Source organism: Pseudomonas sp. P7758 (assembly GCF_013386485.1).
GTDB lineage: Bacteria > Pseudomonadota > Gammaproteobacteria > Pseudomonadales > Pseudomonadaceae > Aquipseudomonas.
On the sequence record NZ_JACARS010000059.1, the window covers coordinates 14150 to 31201 of the forward strand.

General features: G+C 60.9%; 15 protein-coding genes and 1 riboswitch. Of the genes, 7 read left to right on the forward strand and 8 right to left on the reverse strand.

What is annotated here, in order from left to right; all coding sequences use genetic code 11:
- Nucleotides 1–36: 36 nt before the first annotated feature.
- Entirely contained in the window at nucleotides 37–756 is a 720-nt protein-coding gene (locus HX873_RS12950) for a 16S rRNA (uracil(1498)-N(3))-methyltransferase (protein ID WP_087693231.1), read from the reverse strand.
- Between the two features lie 86 nt (nucleotides 757–842).
- Entirely contained in the window at nucleotides 843–2249 is a 1407-nt protein-coding gene (locus HX873_RS12955; RefSeq protein WP_003216840.1) for an adenosylmethionine--8-amino-7-oxononanoate transaminase, read from the reverse strand.
- 280 nt (nucleotides 2250–2529) lie between these two features.
- On the opposite strand from HX873_RS12955, the gene HX873_RS12960 reads away from it, so the two are divergent.
- Complete coding sequence (locus HX873_RS12960; protein ID WP_003216842.1) at nucleotides 2530–3081, forward strand: cytochrome b; 552 nt, start codon at nucleotides 2530–2532, stop codon at nucleotides 3079–3081.
- 32 nt (nucleotides 3082–3113) lie between these two features.
- On the forward strand, nucleotides 3114–3710 hold the full coding sequence (locus tag HX873_RS12965; protein ID WP_003216844.1) for a YceI family protein: 597 nt from the start codon (nucleotides 3114–3116) through the stop codon (nucleotides 3708–3710).
- A 69-nt stretch (nucleotides 3711–3779) separates the two neighbouring features.
- Here HX873_RS12965 and HX873_RS12970 read toward each other — a convergent pair whose 3' ends face one another.
- The 5 genes from HX873_RS12970 to ahcY form a co-directional block, all read right to left on the reverse strand.
- Nucleotides 3780–5663 (reverse strand): DEAD/DEAH box helicase, encoded by a 1884-nt coding sequence (locus HX873_RS12970; protein ID WP_003216846.1) that lies wholly within the window; start codon nucleotides 5661–5663, stop codon nucleotides 3780–3782.
- Nucleotides 5664–5885: 222 nt separating this feature from the next.
- The gene (locus HX873_RS12975; protein ID WP_087693230.1) at nucleotides 5886–6689 is read right to left on the reverse strand and encodes an ABC transporter substrate-binding protein; all 804 of its coding nucleotides are present in this window, start codon (nucleotides 6687–6689) and stop codon (nucleotides 5886–5888) included.
- A 70-nt stretch (nucleotides 6690–6759) separates the two neighbouring features.
- On the reverse strand, nucleotides 6760–7842 hold the full coding sequence (locus HX873_RS12980) for a hypothetical protein (protein WP_177080637.1): 1083 nt from the start codon (nucleotides 7840–7842) through the stop codon (nucleotides 6760–6762).
- Between the two features lie 75 nt (nucleotides 7843–7917).
- On the reverse strand, nucleotides 7918–8763 hold the full coding sequence (gene metF, locus HX873_RS12985; protein WP_008434100.1) for a methylenetetrahydrofolate reductase [NAD(P)H]: 846 nt from the start codon (nucleotides 8761–8763) through the stop codon (nucleotides 7918–7920).
- A gap of 174 nt (nucleotides 8764–8937) precedes the next feature.
- Nucleotides 8938–10347: an adenosylhomocysteinase gene (gene ahcY, locus HX873_RS12990; RefSeq protein WP_003216850.1), complete on the reverse strand. Its 1410-nt coding sequence runs from the start codon at nucleotides 10345–10347 to the stop codon at nucleotides 8938–8940.
- A 21-nt stretch (nucleotides 10348–10368) separates the two neighbouring features.
- Nucleotides 10369–10474, reverse strand: a riboswitch (S-adenosyl-L-homocysteine riboswitch).
- A 198-nt stretch (nucleotides 10475–10672) separates the two neighbouring features.
- Here ahcY and HX873_RS12995 point away from each other — a divergent pair.
- The 3 genes from HX873_RS12995 (at nucleotide 10673) to HX873_RS13005 (ending at nucleotide 13967) form a co-directional block, all read left to right on the forward strand.
- Nucleotides 10673–11077, forward strand: a complete 405-nt coding sequence (locus HX873_RS12995; RefSeq protein WP_003216852.1) for an acyl-CoA thioesterase — start codon at nucleotides 10673–10675, stop codon at nucleotides 11075–11077.
- A gap of 77 nt (nucleotides 11078–11154) precedes the next feature.
- The gene (locus HX873_RS13000) at nucleotides 11155–12039 is read left to right on the forward strand and encodes a formate/nitrite transporter family protein (protein ID WP_003216853.1); all 885 of its coding nucleotides are present in this window, start codon (nucleotides 11155–11157) and stop codon (nucleotides 12037–12039) included.
- A gap of 65 nt (nucleotides 12040–12104) precedes the next feature.
- Nucleotides 12105–13967: a DUF3857 domain-containing transglutaminase family protein gene (locus HX873_RS13005; RefSeq protein WP_177122756.1), complete on the forward strand. Its 1863-nt coding sequence runs from the start codon at nucleotides 12105–12107 to the stop codon at nucleotides 13965–13967.
- A gap of 9 nt (nucleotides 13968–13976) precedes the next feature.
- On the opposite strand, the gene HX873_RS13010 is transcribed toward HX873_RS13005, so the two are convergent.
- The gene (locus HX873_RS13010; RefSeq protein WP_017476479.1) at nucleotides 13977–15233 is read right to left on the reverse strand and encodes a sodium:proton antiporter; all 1257 of its coding nucleotides are present in this window, start codon (nucleotides 15231–15233) and stop codon (nucleotides 13977–13979) included.
- A 454-nt stretch (nucleotides 15234–15687) separates the two neighbouring features.
- On the opposite strand from HX873_RS13010, the gene HX873_RS13015 reads away from it, so the two are divergent.
- Both HX873_RS13015 and HX873_RS13020 read left to right on the forward strand, forming a co-directional pair.
- The gene (locus HX873_RS13015) at nucleotides 15688–16521 is read left to right on the forward strand and encodes an EamA family transporter (RefSeq protein WP_063026578.1); all 834 of its coding nucleotides are present in this window, start codon (nucleotides 15688–15690) and stop codon (nucleotides 16519–16521) included.
- A 31-nt stretch (nucleotides 16522–16552) separates the two neighbouring features.
- Nucleotides 16553–16939, forward strand: coding sequence for an MAPEG family protein (locus tag HX873_RS13020; protein ID WP_003216858.1), 387 nt, complete (start codon nucleotides 16553–16555; stop codon nucleotides 16937–16939).
- Nucleotides 16940–17052 lie beyond the last annotated feature (113 nt).

A 17052-nucleotide genomic window follows, 5' to 3' on the forward strand; every position in this document is an offset into this window, starting at 1 on the left:
CCCGCTCCCACATTTGATGGGGTTTGCAAAACGGGTTTAGAAGTCGCCCCAGAGTTGTTGAGCCACCGCCAGCGCCACGACTGGCGCAGTTTCGGTACGCAGCACCCGTGGGCCCAACCGTGCGGCATGAAACCCCGCACCTTGTGCCGTTTCGACTTCGCCATCAGTCAATCCACCCTCCGGCCCGATCAGGAAGGCCAGGCTCCCAGGCTTGGCGTGGCTCACCAGGGGCTCGGCCACCGGGTGCAGCACCAGCTTCAAATCCGCTTCGGCCTGTTTCAACCAATCTGCCAGCAACAGCGGTGGGTGAATCACCGGCACTCGCGAGCGACCGCACTGCTCGCACGCGCTGATCGCCACCTGGCGCCAGTGCTGCAGGCGTTTGTCGGCGCGTTCGTCCTTGAGGCGCACTTCGCAGCGGTCGCTGAAGATCGGGGTGATTTCATTCACCCCAAGCTCGGTGGCTTTCTGGATCGCCCAGTCCATTCGCTCGCCACGGGACAGGCCCTGGCCGAGGTGAATCTGCAACGGCGATTCGACCTGCCCGGCGAAGGTTTCGGTGACTTGCACCACCACGCGTTTTTTGCCGACTTCCAGCAAGCTGGCGCGAAACTCCTGGCCGGAACCGTCGAACAACTGCACGGGGTCGCCTTCGCTCATGCGCAATACGCGGCTGATGTAGTGCGCCTGGGCTTCCGGCAACTCGTGGTCGCCAAGGCTCAGGGGGGCGTCGACAAAAAAGCGGGACAGTCTCATTTCTGTTCTCTGGAAATAGTGTGCAGGGCGGACGCGGAGCGTCCATGGCTGCATTCCCACGCGGAGCGTGGGAACGATCAACTCAATCAGCCCGGATCACGAAACCCCGGGTGGAAATCCTTGGGCACCGCCACGCTGACCTTGCTGTTGGTGGCGATATCAATCCCTTCGCTGGCCACTTCAGCCAGGAAGTCGATCTGCTCCGGGGTGATCACATACGGCGGCAGGAAGTACACCACGCTGCCCAACGGCCGCAGCAGAGCGCCTCGCTCCAGCGCATGCTCGAACACCTTCAGGCCACGGCGTTCCTGCCACGGGTAGGCGGTCTTGGTGGCCTTGTCCTGCACCATCTCGATGGCCAGCACCATGCCGGTCTGGCGCACTTCCGAGACGTGCGGGTGGTCCACCAGGTGCGCGGTGGCGGTGGCCATGCGCTGGGCCAGGGCCTTGTTGTTTTCGATGACGTTGTCTTCTTCGAAGATATCCAGGGTCGCCAGGGCCGCCGCACAGGCCAGCGGGTTGCCGGTGTAGCTGTGGGAGTGCAGGAAGGCGCGCAGGGTCGGGTAGTCGTCGTAGAAGGCGTCGTACACATCGTCGGTTGTGACTACGGCGGCGAGCGGCAGGTAGCCGCCGGTCAGGGCCTTGGACAGGCACAGGAAGTCCGGGCGGATGCCGGCCTGTTCACAGGCGAACATCGTACCGGTGCGGCCAAAGCCCACGGCGATTTCGTCGTGGATCAGGTGCACGCCATAGCGGTCGCAGGCTTCGCGCAGCAGCTTGAGGTACACCGGGTGGTACATGCGCATGCCGCCGGCGCCCTGGATCAGCGGCTCGACGATCACGGCGGCCACGGTGTCGTGGTTTTCGGCCAGGGTCTGCTCCATGGCCAGGAACATGTTCCGGGAATGTTCTTCCCAGCTCATGCCGTCGGGGCGCAGGTAGCAGTCGGGGCTCGGCACCTTGATGGTGTCCAGCAGCAGGGCTTTATAGGTCTCGGTGAACAGCGGCACATCGCCAACCGACATCGCGGCGATGGTTTCGCCGTGGTAGCTGTTGGTCAGGGTGACAAAGCGCTTCTTGTTCGGCAGGCCGCGGTTGAGCCAATAGTGAAAGCTCATCTTCAGCGCGACTTCGATGCACGACGAGCCGTTGTCGGCGTAGAAGCAGCGGGTCAGGCCTTCGGGGGTCATCTTCACCAGGCGCTCGGACAGCTCGATTACCGGCTGGTGACTGAAACCGGCGAGGATCACGTGTTCCAGCTGGTCGACCTGGTCCTTGATGCGCTGGTTGATGCGCGGGTTGGCGTGGCCAAACACGTTGACCCACCAGGAACTGACGGCGTCGAGGTAGCGTTTGCCTTCGAAGTCTTCCAGCCAGATGCCTTCACCGCGCTTGATCGGGATCAGCGGCAGTTGCTGGTGGTCTTTCATCTGGGTGCAGGGATGCCACAGCACCGCAAGGTCGCGTTGCATCCACTGGTTATTCAAACCCATGTTCATTCTCCTCGAAGCGGCTCGCGACGTGCGCGGGCGAAACAATCGCGCAAGCCTATGCAATGCAGGCCTGTGTCACAACCCATTGCGAGTCTGAAGCGTAAATTGGTGGTAAACGCAGGACAGTCCGTCACGTTTCTTCTGGATAGTCCTTAATCTCTTGTTAACTTACTCTGCATACGCTCTTGATCGTATTTCTCGATATTTCAAAGCGAAATTTTCCGCTTTAATTCGATAGGTAAATCGATAGTCTTGCCACAGCTCTTACGGGATTTGGGACATGCAACTACGTAATTCACCGGCCCGCTATGGCTGGGTCAGCATCGTTTTGCACTGGGGCGTGGCCCTGGTGGTGTTCGGTCTGTTCGCATTGGGCCTGTGGATGGTCGGTCTCGACTACTACAGTGCCTGGCGCAAAGACGCCCCGGACCTGCACAAGAGCATCGGCATTACGCTGTTCGCCATCATGCTCGTGCGGATCGTCTGGCGCCTGGTCAGCCCGCCGCCGCCACCGCTTGCCAGCTATAGCCGCATGACGCGTCTGGGGGCTGCGTTTGGCCACGCGTTCCTGTATCTCGGGCTGTTTGCCGTGATGATTGCCGGTTACCTGATTTCCACCGCAGACGGTGTCGGGATCCCGGTGTTTGGCTTGTTTGAGATTCCTGCGCTGGTTTCCGGGCTACCGGACCAGGCAGACACTGCAGGCGTGGTGCATTTGTACCTGGCCTGGGTATTGGTGGTGTTCGCCGGCCTGCATGGCGTGGCCGCGCTGAAACACCATTTCATTGATCGTGATGTGACCCTGGTTCGTATGCTGGGGCGCAAAGCCTGATGTTCAACCTCGACTCACAAGGAATAGAAAGCATGTTGAAAAAGACTCTCGCCGCTCTGGCCATCGGTTCTGCCCTGCTGACTGCCGGTCAGGCGATGGCAGCTGACTACGTTGTCGACAAGGAAGGCCAGCACGCCTTCGTTGACTTCAAGATCAGCCACTTGGGCTACAGCTTCATCACCGGTACCTTCAAGGACCTGGACGGCAAGTTCAGCTTCGATGCTGCCAAGCCTGAAGACAGCAAGATTGAGTTCAACGTCCGCACCGCCAGCGTGTTCACCAACCACGCCGAACGTGACAAGCACATCGCCAGTAAAGACTTCCTGGACGTTGGCAAGTTTGCCGATGCCAAGTTCGTCTCCACCAGCGTCAAGACCACTGGCAAGAATGCCGCTGGCCAAGTCACTGCTGACGTGACCGGCGACCTGACCTTTCACGGCGTGACCAAGCCGATCGTCGTCAAGGCGACCTTCCTGGGTGAAGGCAAGGATCCATGGGGCGGCTACCGTGCCGGCTTTGAAGGTACTACCTCCTTCAATCGCCAGGACTTCGGCAAGCAGATGGACCTGGGTCCAGCGTCCAACAACGTTGAGCTGTACGTGACGTTTGAAGGTGTGAAAGCGAAGTAATTTTCGCCGGCCACACAAAAATGCCCCGGATCTCGCGATCCGGGGCATTTTTTATGGCGCTTTGAAAACTCAGCGGTTGCGGGTCAGCAACGCCGGTTTTTCACCACGTGGACGGCCCGGCAGTTGATCCAACTGCTCAGGTGTCAGCGTGCGATCGCTTTTCGACTCTTTGTGGATGATCTTCGGTGCCGGACCGCCGCGCGGGTTTTGCACCGCTGGCTCCGACAGACGAGGTTGATCATCACGGGCCGGGCGACGGTTGCGCGACTCTTCGCGACGGGCCTGGCCGTCACGCGGTGCACCGTTGCGCGGGCCGCTGCGCTTGGCAGGCGGGGTGCCGGTGGTGGCGCCGTTGCTGCTGCGCGGACCGTTCTGGCGACCTTGTGGCTGGCCGCCGGTACGCGGAGTACCGGCGCCTGCGCCCTGGGCTGGAGCGCCCGGACGACGACCACGGCCCTGAGCCGGCTTGGCCTGGGGCACGTAGTCAACGCGGTTACCGAAGTTGTCCACGTCGTCGTCCAGGAACTCGTCCGGAGCACGGTCGGCAGCAGCACGTGGCGGCTGGCTCGGCTGGCGCTGTTCGCGGGCCGGGGTGCCTTCACGGGGCTTTTGCTCACGGGCCGGGCGTTCGCCACGGCCATTGGTCGCAGCCTTGTCCTTGCCGCCCTTGTCCTTGCCCTTGTCTTTACGACCGCCACCACCGCCGCCGCCGTTCGGGCCATCGCCCTTCGGACCGCGTGGGTTGTTGCGCGGGTTGCGCACGTCCGGACGTTCGCGCACTTCAGGCTTCTCGGCCTCAACGGCGCTGGAGTCGAAGCCCATCAGGTCGCCGTCGGCGATTTTCTGCTTGGTCATGCGCTCGATGCTTTTCAGCAGCTTTTCTTCGTCCGGTGCGACCAGGGAAATGGCCTCGCCCGAACGACCGGCCCGGCCAGTACGGCCGATACGGTGCACGTAGTCTTCATCGACGTTTGGCAGCTCGAAGTTGACCACGTGGGGCAGTTGGTCGATGTCCAGGCCGCGAGCGGCGATGTCGGTGGCGACCAGGATGCGCACTTCACCGGCCTTGAAGTCGGCCAGGGCTTTGGTGCGGGCATTCTGGCTCTTGTTGCCGTGGATCGCGACGGCGGTGAGGCCGTGCTTGTCCAGGTACTCGGCCAGGCGGTTGGCGCCGTGCTTGGTGCGGGTGAACACCAGCACCTGTTCCCACGCGCCGGCGGTGATCAGGTGGGCCAGCAGCGAACGCTTGTGAGCGGCCGGCAGGCGGAATACGCGCTGCTCGATACGCTCGACGGTGGTGTTCGGCGGCGTGACTTCAATGCGCTCGGGGTTGTGCAACAACTTGCCCGCCAACGCGGTGATGTCGTTGGAGAACGTGGCCGAGAACAGCAGGTTCTGGCGTTTGGCCGGCAGGCGCGCGAGGACCTTTTTCACGTCATGGACAAAGCCCATGTCGAGCATGCGGTCGGCTTCGTCCAGCACGAGGATTTCCACGTGGGACAAATCGACGCTGCCTTGGCCGCACAGGTCGAGCAAGCGACCCGGGCATGCAACCAGTACGTCGACACCGCGGGACATGGCCTGAACCTGTGGGTTCATGCCGACGCCGCCGAAGATGCAGGCGCTGACGAACTTCAAGTCGCGGGCATACAGCTTGAAGCTGTCATGCACTTGGGCGGCGAGTTCGCGGGTAGGGGTCAGGACCAGTACGCGCGGTTGGCGCGGGCCATGACGCTGGGATTTGTCCGGGTGACCGTTGGGGAACAACCGCTCCAGGATCGGAAGGGCGAAGCCGCCGGTTTTACCAGTACCTGTCTGAGCCGCAACCATCAGGTCGCGGCCTTGCAACACGGCGGGAATGGCCCGCTGTTGCACCGGAGTAGGCTCGGTATAGCCCGCTGCCTCGATGGCGCGGACTAAAGCCTCGGAGAGACCGAGGGAAGCAAAGGACATGAGTAATCCTGTTTTAGTTAGGGCTTGGCCCAGAGGGATAGTCTTGCCTGGCGTGAATGGCGTTTAGATGAACGCAATCCCGTCCGGTCCTGCTGGGGCTGGCGGGCACTCAGACGGCTCGCGCGGGCTTGAAAGCTGCGCTGTAGCGGGGTCGGGTGCCTTTTGCAAGACCGAAGCGTCCGGGCGTAAGCCTGGCGGAAAGGCCGGAGTATAACAGAGCAATCACTCTGCGCCGCTTTCCTGCTGCTCAACGGTGCGTACGGGCAGGGCTGATGCGCTGGTTTGCGGGCTGCTGCCCGCATATTTGGCACTCAAGGCCGCGTAGGCAGGCTCTTGCTTGAAGCGTTTGAGTTCGGCGGCGAAGCGTTGCACCAGCAAATCCATGCCGGCACCGCGGCGCACGGCCAGGAACTGTGGCTGGCTGCTGACTACCTGGGGTGCCTGGGTGACCTGGTCCTCAAGTCCAAGGGCCTTGAGTACATGCTGGCCAACCCGACGGTCCGTGATCACCAGGTCGATCCGGCCAAGGGCCAGTTTGCCGAAGTTGGCCTCATGGCTGGCGGCCGGCTCCTGCTTGAAGAGGGTGGACTCGCTGAATTCGGCGCCATAGAGGTAGCCTGGCGAGGTGCCGATGGTCAGGCCGCGCAGGTCGTCGAAGGTCTGGAACGGGTGTGGGCGCTGATTGGCGTAGAACAGCACGAACTCCACCTCGGACAGCGGCTCGCTGGGGTACAGCAGCACCGCGTCGCGTTCATGGCTATGGAAAATATCCAGTGCGCCGTCGGCCTGGCCCTGGTCGAGCATCGCCAGGCAGCGCTTCCAGGGCAGGAATTGCCAATCCACATCGATGCCCAGGCGCTGGAACACGATCACCGTGGTCTCGTAGTCGAGCCCGCGCATGGTGCCGTTGTCGTCGTAGACGTAAGGCGCCCAGGGCTCGGTGACAATGCGCAGTTTCTCGCCATGGGCACCGAGGCTCAGGCAAGCGAAAAGAACAGCAGTCAATAACCGGAAAGTGACAGGCATACCCTGAGATTACGACTGTATCGGGCTAAAGAGAAGCTCTGGCACAGTGATCTGCGGGCGCCCGCCAGGTTTACTTGCCCGGAGATTTGATCAGGTGTTCGTAGATCGCCTCGCGCCGCTCGCCGAGAATCAGCCGCACCACGGGATTGTCAAACCAGTGCTCCAGCAGATGGGCATCCACCGGTCGGCCCTGGCGCTCTTCCTGGTTTTGTCGGGCCTTGTCCCACCAAACCGGGCCACACGCCTGGTCGAACTCGTTTTCATGTTCATAGCAGCCGTAGAGGATTTCCCGGATGAACTGCTGTTGGTGCTTGGGCAGTGCCAGGGTGATCAGCTTGTACATCAGGCGTTGCAGACGAGGCGGGCGGGGCAGGTGGGCGGAAACCTGGCGCGTGTCATCCAGGGCCGTGGCGCTGGTGGGGTTTGCCCCATGCTTGGCGATCCACGCCTTGACCTTGGCCCGGAACAGCTGCTTGCGGCTCCAGTAGTGGTGGATCAGGTCCGGGCATTCGCGCACGTTGAGGGTGCGATAGGCGGCAATGGACAGGCAGAACTCTTCCAGGGTGTAGGCGCCCTGGGCATGGGGAAACAGTTTGTCCATCAACTCGATCGAGCGGTCGAGGATGTGCGCGTCCTGCTGCGTCAGGCCCATGACCCCTGAATTGAGGGTCATCATGTCATCGTCGGCCACGCCCATGTCCAGCAGGCGCTGGTACAGGGCGCTGTACAGAATGCTTTCGTGGTTGTCGCCGTACTTGGTGTAGAAGGCGTTGCACAGCAGGGTGCCCGGCTGCACGCGTTCAAACAGCGCCAGGGGCGAATGATGGAAAAACGTATCGGTGTCGATCAGCAGCGCCACTTCGGATTCTTGCAACACTTGCCGCAGCACTACGTGCTTGGTGCGAAAGTGGTAGCCGTGAGGCTCGCTCCAGCGTTTGCGCGTGGCTTCGTCCAGCGGGCGTACCCGTACCGGCAGCAGGCGGTAGGGCTCGGGGTTGTCGGTGAAGACCTGGATGTCGATGCCTGTGTCCGGCTCGTCCCGCAGGAACGACAGGGCGCTGGCGATGCTGAATACCGCTTCCTGATGGTAAGTCTCTGCGCCGAACACCAGGTAGACCAGTTGCGGGCGGGACGTCGGGGCGGTTGTATTCATGGACTGCAGAATTCCGTGGGCGTTTAGAACGGCAAAGGCCCTCATTATGAGGGCCTTTGCATTTCGGAACAGACCTTAGCGTGGCAGCTTCAGGTTGTTCCAGACAGCGAGGCTTGGCTCAGCCTGGTTCAGGGTATAGAAGTGCAACCCTGGCGCGCCACCTTGCAACAATTGTTCACACATTTCGCTGATGACCTGTTCGCCGAACGCCTGGATGCTCTTGACGTCGTCGCCGTAGGCTTCCAGTTGTTTACGAATCCAGCGTGGGATTTCCGCGCCGCAGGCGTCAGAGAAGCGCGCCAGTTTGCTGTAGTTGGTGATCGGCATGATGCCCGGCACGATCGGGATGTTCACGCCCATCGCTTGTACACGCTCAACGAAGTAGAAGTAGCTCTCTGCGTTGAAGAAGTACTGGGTGATCGCGCTGTTGGCGCCGGCGTTGGCCTTGCGCACGAAATTCTGCAGATCGTCTTCGAAATTGCGCGCCTGGGGGTGCATCTCCGGATAAGCGGCCACTTCGATGTGGAAGTGATCGCCGGTTTCTTCGCGAATGAAGCTCACCAGGTCATTGGCGTAGCGCAGCTCGCCGCTGGCCATGCCCATCCCGGACGGCAGGTCACCGCGCAGGGCGACGATGCGCTTGATGCCGGCTTGCTTGTATTGGGTCAGCAGGCTGCGCAGGTCGGCCTTGCTGTCGCCCACGCAGGACAAATGCGGAGCTGCAGGTACTTTGACTTGGCTTTCCAGCTGCAGCACGGTGTTGATCGTGCGATCGCGGGTGGAGCCACCGGCACCGTAGGTGCAGGAGAAGAAATCGGGGTGGTAGCTGGCCAACTGCTTGGCAGTTGCCATCAGTTTTTCATGCCCAGCATCGGTCTTGGTCGGGAAGAACTCGAAGCTGTAGCGACGGTCTTGGGACATGGTCATACCTATGGAAACTCATAAAGCCAGAAGGTGCACACCGTCAATGTGGGAGCGGGCTTGCTCGCGAAGGCGGTATGTCAGTAGTCGATAAGTCGACTAACACACCGCCTTCGCGAGCAAGCCCGCTCCCACAAAAGCCTGCCCCCACATGGGGAGCAGGCAGCAGGCAAATCAGTAGCGGTAAGCGTGCGGCTTGAACGGGCCTTCGACCGTCACGCCGATGTAGTCGGCCTGGGTCTTGGTCAGTTGAGTCACTACGCCGCCGAAGCCGCGGACCATTTCCAGGGCCACTTCTTCGTCGAGTTTCTTCGGCAGTACTTCCACGGTCAGGCGCTCGGCTTTCTGGGCGGGCGACAGGTCGGCGTATTTCTGGCCGAACAGGAAGATCTGGGCCAGTACCTGGTTGGCGAACGAGCCATCCATGATGCGGCTTGGGTGGCCAGTGGCGTTGCCCAGGTTGACCAGACGGCCTTCGGCCAGCAGGATCAGGTAGTCATCGTTCTGCGGGTCGAAATCGCCAGCACCGGTACGGTGAACCTTGTGTACCTGTGGCTTCACTTCTTCCCATGCCCAGTTCTTGCGCATGAAAGCGGTGTCGATTTCGTTGTCGAAGTGACCGATGTTGCACACCACGGCGCGCTTTTTCAGGGCCTTGAGCATGTTCGAGTCGCACACGTTCACGTTGCCGGTGGTGGTCACGATCAGGTCGATCTTGCCCAGCAGGGCCTTGTCGATGCTGGCTTCGGTGCCGTCGTTCTGGCCGTTGATGAACGGCGAAACCACTTCGAAACCGTCCATGCAGGCTTGCATGGCGCAGATCGGGTCGACTTCGGAGACTTTAACGATCATGCCTTCCTGACGCAGGGACTGGGACGAACCCTTGCCCACGTCACCGTAGCCGATCACCAGCGCTTGCTTGCCGGACAACAGGTGGTCGGTGCCGCGCTTGATCGCATCGTTCAGGCTGTGACGGCAGCCGTACTTGTTGTCGTTCTTGCTCTTGGTCACCGAGTCGTTGACGTTGATGGCCGGGATTTTCAGCTCGCCCTTGGCCAGCATGTCCAGCAGGCGGTGAACGCCGGTGGTGGTTTCTTCGGTCACGCCGTGGACGCGGTCGAGGATCTGCGGGTATTTCTTGTGCAGCAGCTCGGTCAGGTCGCCGCCGTCGTCGAGGATCATGTTGGCGTCCCATGGCTTGCCATCCTTGAGGATGGTTTGCTCCAGGCACCACTCGTACTCTTCTTCGGTTTCGCCTTTCCAGGCGAACACGGCGATACCGGCAGCAGCGATAGCGGCAGCGGCCTGGTCTTGAGTCGAGAAAATGTTGCAGGACGACCAGCGTACTTCGGCACCCAGGGCAACCAGGGTTTCGATCAGCACGGCAGTCTGAATGGTCATGTGGATGCAGCCGAGAATCTTCGCGCCCTTGAGCGGCTGCTCAGCGGCGTACTTGCGACGCAGGCCCATCAGGGCTGGCATTTCGGATTCGGCGATAAAGGTTTCGCGACGGCCCCAGGCAGCGAGGGACATGTCGGCGACTTTGTAGTCGGTAAAACCTGCAGGCGTGATTACAGCGCTCATGAAGAGCCTCCATTCGTAGTGTGCGAATGGGCGCCGTTGTGCGTTTAGTATCCAGCTGGCTAACCAGGCCGGACAACGCCCCATCCGAGCCTGACAGGTCGAGCCTGCTGCAGCGCCCCTCGGACAGGTGGCGGGAGAACGGTATCAATCGAAGATGACCGTTTTGAAGCGGAGGCGATTATAGCCGCCTGCGCCTGACTTCTAAAGCCTTTCTGTCGGCGGCATGAAGATCGCTCATGGGGTTGATAGGCAATGGCTCATAGAGCTTGGGCCCGGCCTCTGCCATGATGTTGCCCATCATTTCGCAACACGCTTTGGAGTGAACATGAACTTCCACACTCGCAAATGGGTAAAACCCGAAGACCTCAACCCCAACGGCACCCTGTTCGGTGGCAGCCTGCTGCGCTGGATCGACGAAGAAGCGGCCATCTACGCGATTGTCCAGTTGGGCAACCAGCGGGTGGTGACCAAGTACATCTCCGAAATCAACTTCGTCAGCGCCTCGCGCCAGGGCGACATCATCGAACTGGGCATCACCGCCACCGAGTTCGGTCGCACCTCCATCACCCTGACCTGTGAAGTGCGCAACAAGATCACGCGCAAGAGCATTCTGACGGTGGAAAAAATGGTCTTCGTGAACCTGGGTGAAGACGGGTTGCCAGCGCCCCACGGCCGTACCGAGATCAAGTACGTGAAGGATCAGTTCCAGTCGGAAGGCCTCGGCGAGTAATCCTGCGCAGGGCCAGTGAACGCTCTTGATCAACCATAGGTCGTACCTGAACATCGCCCCCCCGTTCAGGTATCACCATGGCCACGCAAGAAGACGGCAAGACCCCCAATCTGTCGCAGGAAGAGCAGCACGACGTCGACAAGAATCAGCCGCCTCGCGCGGCGGTTCTGCATGAAATCATCCGCACTCAAGGCGATCAGGAACTGGAGCGCAACGTCGCCGCGTTGTGGTGGTCGGCGCTGGCCGCCGGCCTGACCATGGGCCTGTCACTGATGGGCATGGGCTTGCTCAACTCGCGCCTGCCGGATGGCGAAGAGTTCAAGGTGATCGCCAGTTTTGGTTACTGCGCCGGCTTTCTTGCCGTGATCCTCGCCCGTCAGCAGTTATTCACCGAAAACACCCTGACCGCGGTGTTGCCGGTGATGAGCAAACCCACGCTGAAGAATTTCGCACGCCTGCTGCGTTTATGGGCCGTGGTGCTGGTGGGCAACCTGTGCGGCACCTTGCTGGTGGCGTACGTGATGCTGCACTTGCCGATCTTTGACACCAAGACCGACCTGGCCTTCCTGGAAATCGGGCGCAAGGTCATGGAAAACGACGCCTACCAGATGTTCGCCAAGGGCATCGTGTCGGGCTGGATGATCGCCACCATGGTCTGGATGATCCCATCCATGGAAAGCGCCAAAATCTGGATCATCATCCTGATCACCTACCTGATGGCACTGGGAGACTTCACCCACATCGTGGTGGGCTCGGCGGAAGTGTCGTACCTGGTATTCGCCGGCGAGCTGCCGTGGAAAGACTTCTGGCTGGTGTTCGCCGGGCCGACGCTGGCGGGCAATATCATCGGCGGCAGCTTTATCTTTGCGCTGATCAGCCATGCGCAGATTCGCAGCGAAAGTAGCTTGCCGGGCAAGGTTGCCGACCCGCGTCACCCTCATCAGATCAACAAGGAACCGTAAGCCGATTCGTCATAAATGAATGGCAAAGTCGCGGCGCGGCTTTTCATTCATCAAGAAGGATCTTTATGCGGGCTTCCCCTCTTTTCCCATGGCGCAGGCTATTGGGGCTGCTGCTGGTATCAGGTGTGTTGGGTTCTGCGCAGGCCACGGATGATGGTGCAGACCACTCCGTGACCGTCGAGAAAATGGCTCAGTCATTCGTGATCAACGCCGACGGCAGTTATGTGCAGGACTACGAGTCAGTGGTGCGCATCAACGAAGAGCGTGGCATTCGGTCCCAGGCGCAGCAGCCGGTGAGCTACAACCGTTCCCTGGATACGCTTGAGATTGTCGAGGCGTTCACCCACAAGCCTGACGGGCGCAATGTGCCGGTGAGTGCCGAGCAGATCAAGGAGCAGCAGGAGCGGGCTTCCGCCGACGCACCGATGTTCCAGGACTCCCGGGTCAAGGTGGTGATATTCCCCGAGGTGGCGGTGGGTGATCGCTTGATCCTGCGTTTTCAACGAGTGCGCAAGACCCCGTTGTTCCCCGGCGAATTTATTGACTTCGCAACGCCAAGCCGTAATCCGATGGAGCAGTTCAGCCTGACCTACGATCTGCCGGTGGATAAGCCGCTGTACGTCGATGCCAAAGGCTTCAGTGCATCTACGCCGGCGGCGGCGCCCGGGCGCAAGGTGTATCGCTGGGATTACGTGCCGGCTGAAAAGTCCCGTCCCGAGCAAGGCGCGGTGGCGTACGTGGATTACGGCCAGCGTCTGGCGGTCTCGACGTTCCCCAGCTATCAGGCATTGGCCAAAGCCTACGATGCCCGGGCCACCGTCGAAGTGACCCCGGCGATCAGCACGCTGGCCAAGCAACTCACGGTCGACTTGCCAACACCTCGGGCCAAGGCTTTGGTATTGAGTAACTGGGTACGCCGGAACATCCGGTATGTGGCGGTGTACATCGATGCCGGCGGGGTGGTTCCCCACGCTGCGCAGTCGGTGCTGGACAACCGCTATGGTGACTGCAAGGACCATGTGGCCCTGCTTGAAGCGTTGCTCAAGGCCGTCGCCATTGAAAGCTCCCCGGCGCTGATCAGCTACGGCAGTGCCTACACCTTGCCCAAGGTTGCGGCGGTCAGCCCGATCAACCACGCAATCACCTATATCCCTGGCCTGGACCTGTACCTGGATTCAACCGCGACTGGCACGGCCGCCGGTTACCTGCCCAACCTCGACCTGGATAAACCGGTGTTGTTGACGCGTACCGGCGAGATCGGCCGCACGCCGGCGACTCAGCCGGGCAAAGAGTTCAGTGAGCTGGTATTCAAGGTGGACGCCAGTGGCGCTGCAGACTTCACCCAGGCTAAGCGCCTGGACGGTTGGCGCGCGGAGTTTGCCCGGACCTCGATTAAGTCGATGAAACCGGCGGACCGTGACTTGATGATCCAGAAAATCCTGCACGGTTATGGCCAGGCAGGCAGCGGCACGCTGCAAACCGACCCCTTGGACAGCGACGCCCCAAGCTTCAATGCCGTGATGGTGGGGCGCACGGACAACCTGGTGAATGTGCCGGGCCCGATAGGTGTGCCGGCGCTGAGTAGCCTGGGCGGAGGGATTGCCCAGAACGTATCTGCCCTTGCTGTGGAAAAAGAGCGGGCGCAGGCCTTCATCTGCATTTCTGGAGAGAGCACTGAGACGGCCCGGTTCGAGTTTCCCAAGGCCCTCAATATTCTGGCGGTGCCCAAGGCGGTTTCGTTCAAGGGCGCTGGCTTCGAGTACAGCGCCACCTATTCCCGGGAGGGCAACACCGTACTGATTTCACGCACGGCCAGGTTTGCCCACCCGGAAGCGGTTTGCAGCGCCGAGCTCTTCGCGCAGATGAAGCCGGTGATCCAGGCTATGGTCAATGACCTGAAAAGCCAGATCATCGTGCAAACGCTTTGACTGTGAGCTTCAGTGGTGAGCCTCGGGAACAGGCTCATCCTTGGTCACATGCTTGACCAGCTTGCCGATGCTCAAGCCCTGCAACAGGATCGAAGACAGCACCACGATGTAGGTGATGCTCAGCAGCAAGTCACGCTCCGGGCCCAGTGGCAGGGCCAGGGCCAGTGCCACGGAAACCCCGCCGCGCAAGCCGCCCCATGTGAGGATGCGGATGGTGCCGCGGGGCACCGTGCGCCAGCGGCGCAGCAGCAGGATCGCCGGGGCCACCGTCAGCAGGCGTGACAACAGGATTGCCACGGCCAGCAAACTGGCGGCCAACACGTGCAGCCAGTTGAACGGCAACAGCAGCAGTTCCATGCCGATCAGCGCAAACAGCAGGGCGTTGAGCATGTCATCGAGCAGTTCCCAGAAGCCGTCCAGGTAGCGCCGGGTCATGTCGTTCATCGCCAGCTTGCGGCCGAGGTTGCCGATGATCAGGCCCGCCACCACCATCGCAATGGGTGCCGAGACGTGCAGTTCAGTGGCCATCGCCGAGCCGCCGATCACCAGGGCCAGGGTCAGCATCACTTCGATCTGATACTGCTCGATGCTCTTGATCATCAGGTACACGATGTAGCCGATCAGCCCGCCAAACACCACGCCGCCAATCGCCTCATGGGCAAACAGCATGGCCGTGGCGCCGACCGTAGGCGTCTCGCCCAGTTGCGCGATGCCCAGCAACACGGTGAACACCACCACCGCCGTGCCGTCGTTGAACAGCGATTCGCCGACGATGGTGGTTTTCAGTGGTTTCGACGCATTGGCGGTCCGCAGCACCCCGAGCACGGCAATCGGGTCGGTGGGGGAAATCAGCGCGCCGAACAGCAGGCAGTACAGGAAACTCACGTGCCAGCCGAACAGGGCAAAGATGTAGAAGGCCAGGCTGCCGATCACCACCGTGGCAATCAATACGCCGAAGGTGGCAAGCAGGCCGATGGGCCAGCGGTAGCTGCGCAGGTCGCTCAGGTTGACGTGCAAGGCGCCGGCGAACAGCAGGAACGAGAGCATCCAGTTCATCAGCAGGTCGCCGAAGTCGATCTGGCCGATCAACTGCTGGATGCGCTCTTCAAGGCCGGGGTAGCCGATAAAGCTCAAGCCTTGCAGCAGCAGGGAAAACATCAGTGCCGTGACCATCACACCGATGGTGGGCGGCAGGCCGATGAAGCGGTAGTTCACATAGGTGAGCAGGGTGGTGAGGCAAATAAACGCAGCGACAAGTTCAAGCATCCGGGGTCCTTGGATGGAGGAGTTAGTGGAGATCAAGTGTGGGAGCTGTCGAGCCCCAGCGAGGCTGCGATGGCATCACCTGGGTGAGGCTGCAAGACCGCAGCGCCTGCATCGCAGCCTCGCTAAAGCTCGACAGCTCCCACACAGAACACATTTATCAGTTGGCTACGTTGACCGCAGCCGGGCGACGACGTTGCAGGTCGATGAACAAAAGTGCCGCCACCACCATCCCGCCGATCCAGGCACCGAGCGGCAGGCGAGGATCTCCTGTCGGTAATCGCGACGCTCTGATCAGGCATACGCAGGCCGACGCCCGGATCGGCGAAGATCGGGCAGCAGCAAAAATTTATTGGTCCAGGTCTTTGCGCAACTGAGTGCGGCGTGGTCGGCTTTAGTATAAACAGGTGCTGAAATATGACGAATCAATTCCGCTTTTTATGACTGGGGAGTCACCGTGATTGCAACAGCTTTGGTACTGGTAGCGGCGTTGTTGCATGCGACGTGGAACACCTTGATCAAATTCAGCGGCGAGCGCCTGTTGGTCATCGCGTGCATGGACACGGTGGCATTGCTGTTTGTGGTGCTGGCGGTGGGGTTTGTATCGTTTCCGCCACTGGAAATCTGGCCGTGGATCATCGCCTCGGCGTTGTTTGAATTGCTCTACCGCTACCTGCTGATCCAGGCCTATCGCGTGGGTGACCTGGGCTTGGTGTACCCATTGATGCGCGGCTTGTCGCCTTTGGTGGTGCTGGCGCTGACGCTGGTGTTTGCCGGTGAGGTGCTCAGTACCCAGCAGATTCTCGGCATTCTGCTGATCCCGTTCGGCATGCTATGCCTGTTGTGGCAGGGCGGCGGTGGCGACCGGTTGCCCTGGTCGATGCTGCCGGTGGTGGCGTTGATCGGCCTGTGCATCGGTTGCTACACCTTCCTCGATGGCCAGGCATTGCGCCGTTGGTCACACCCGCTGGACTACCTGGTGTGGCTGACGCTGATAAGCGCATGGCCGTTTCCGTTGCTGGCGATGGTGCGCAAACGGGCGGCGTTCGGGCTGTTCTGGCGCACGCAGTGGCGGCTGGGGCTGAGTGTCGGGTTGTGCGTGTTGTTGAGCTACGCTCTGGTGCTTTGGGCCATGCAGTTGGGCTCGATTGCCGAAGCCGCCGCGCTGCGCGAAGTCAGTGTGATCCTGGTGGTGCTGTTCGGCATGCGTTACCTGAAAGAACCTTTCGGCCGCCCACGGCTCATAGCCTGTGGGTTGGTGCTGATCGGCATGTTCGTGATGAAACTCTAACCGTCGGATAAAACTAAAAAAGGAATGGGTTATGACAGTCGCTTTCTGGTGTGTGTTGATCGCAATTTTTCTGCCGTACCTGTGCACGGGCGTGGCCAAGTTCAGCGGCGGCAAGTTCGGGCCCCGGCAGAACCATGACCCGCGGGCGTTCCTCGACACCCTCGAGGGGTTTGCCAAGCGCGCCCACAGTGCGCAACTCAACAGCTTCGAAGTGACCCCGGCCTTTGCGGCCGCGGTGATCATTGCCCATCTGGCTGGCGTTGCGTCGCTGGTGACGATCAACGTCCTGGCGGTGCTGTTCATCACCAGCAGGTTGCTCTACATCATCTGCTACCTGGCGGACTGGGCAATGCTGCGGTCGGTGGTATGGGCGGTGGGGATGGCGTTGATTGCGAGCTTCTTCTTCGTCTCGATCTAAAGCCTGACACTGTTCAAATGTGGGAGCGGGCTTGCTCGCGAATGCGGTGAGTCAGTCACCGGATGTATCGACTGATCCACCGCATTCGCGAGCAAGCCCGCTCCCACACAAGC

Excerpts from the sequence above, each read along its gene's own strand:
- HX873_RS12950 (WP_087693231.1), bottom strand. The coding sequence starts at position 756 with ATGAGACTGTCCCGCTTTTTTGTCGACGCCCCCCTGAGCCTTGGCGAC.
- HX873_RS12955 (WP_003216840.1), bottom strand. The coding sequence starts at position 2,249 with ATGGGTTTGAATAACCAGTGGATGCAACGCGACCTTGCGGTGCTGTGG.
- HX873_RS12960 (WP_003216842.1), top strand. The coding sequence starts at position 2,530 with ATGCAACTACGTAATTCACCGGCCCGCTATGGCTGGGTCAGCATCGTT.
- HX873_RS12965 (WP_003216844.1), top strand. The coding sequence starts at position 3,114 with ATGTTGAAAAAGACTCTCGCCGCTCTGGCCATCGGTTCTGCCCTGCTG.
- HX873_RS12970 (WP_003216846.1), bottom strand. The coding sequence starts at position 5,663 with ATGTCCTTTGCTTCCCTCGGTCTCTCCGAGGCTTTAGTCCGCGCCATC.
- HX873_RS12975 (WP_087693230.1), bottom strand. The coding sequence starts at position 6,689 with ATGCCTGTCACTTTCCGGTTATTGACTGCTGTTCTTTTCGCTTGCCTG.
- HX873_RS12980 (WP_177080637.1), bottom strand. The coding sequence starts at position 7,842 with ATGAATACAACCGCCCCGACGTCCCGCCCGCAACTGGTCTACCTGGTG.
- metF (WP_008434100.1), bottom strand. The coding sequence starts at position 8,763 with ATGTCCCAAGACCGTCGCTACAGCTTCGAGTTCTTCCCGACCAAGACC.
- ahcY (WP_003216850.1), bottom strand. The coding sequence starts at position 10,347 with ATGAGCGCTGTAATCACGCCTGCAGGTTTTACCGACTACAAAGTCGCC.
- HX873_RS12995 (WP_003216852.1), top strand. The coding sequence starts at position 10,673 with ATGAACTTCCACACTCGCAAATGGGTAAAACCCGAAGACCTCAACCCC.
- HX873_RS13000 (WP_003216853.1), top strand. The coding sequence starts at position 11,155 with ATGGCCACGCAAGAAGACGGCAAGACCCCCAATCTGTCGCAGGAAGAG.
- HX873_RS13005 (WP_177122756.1), top strand. The coding sequence starts at position 12,105 with ATGCGGGCTTCCCCTCTTTTCCCATGGCGCAGGCTATTGGGGCTGCTG.
- HX873_RS13010 (WP_017476479.1), bottom strand. The coding sequence starts at position 15,233 with ATGCTTGAACTTGTCGCTGCGTTTATTTGCCTCACCACCCTGCTCACC.
- HX873_RS13020 (WP_003216858.1), top strand. The coding sequence starts at position 16,553 with ATGACAGTCGCTTTCTGGTGTGTGTTGATCGCAATTTTTCTGCCGTAC.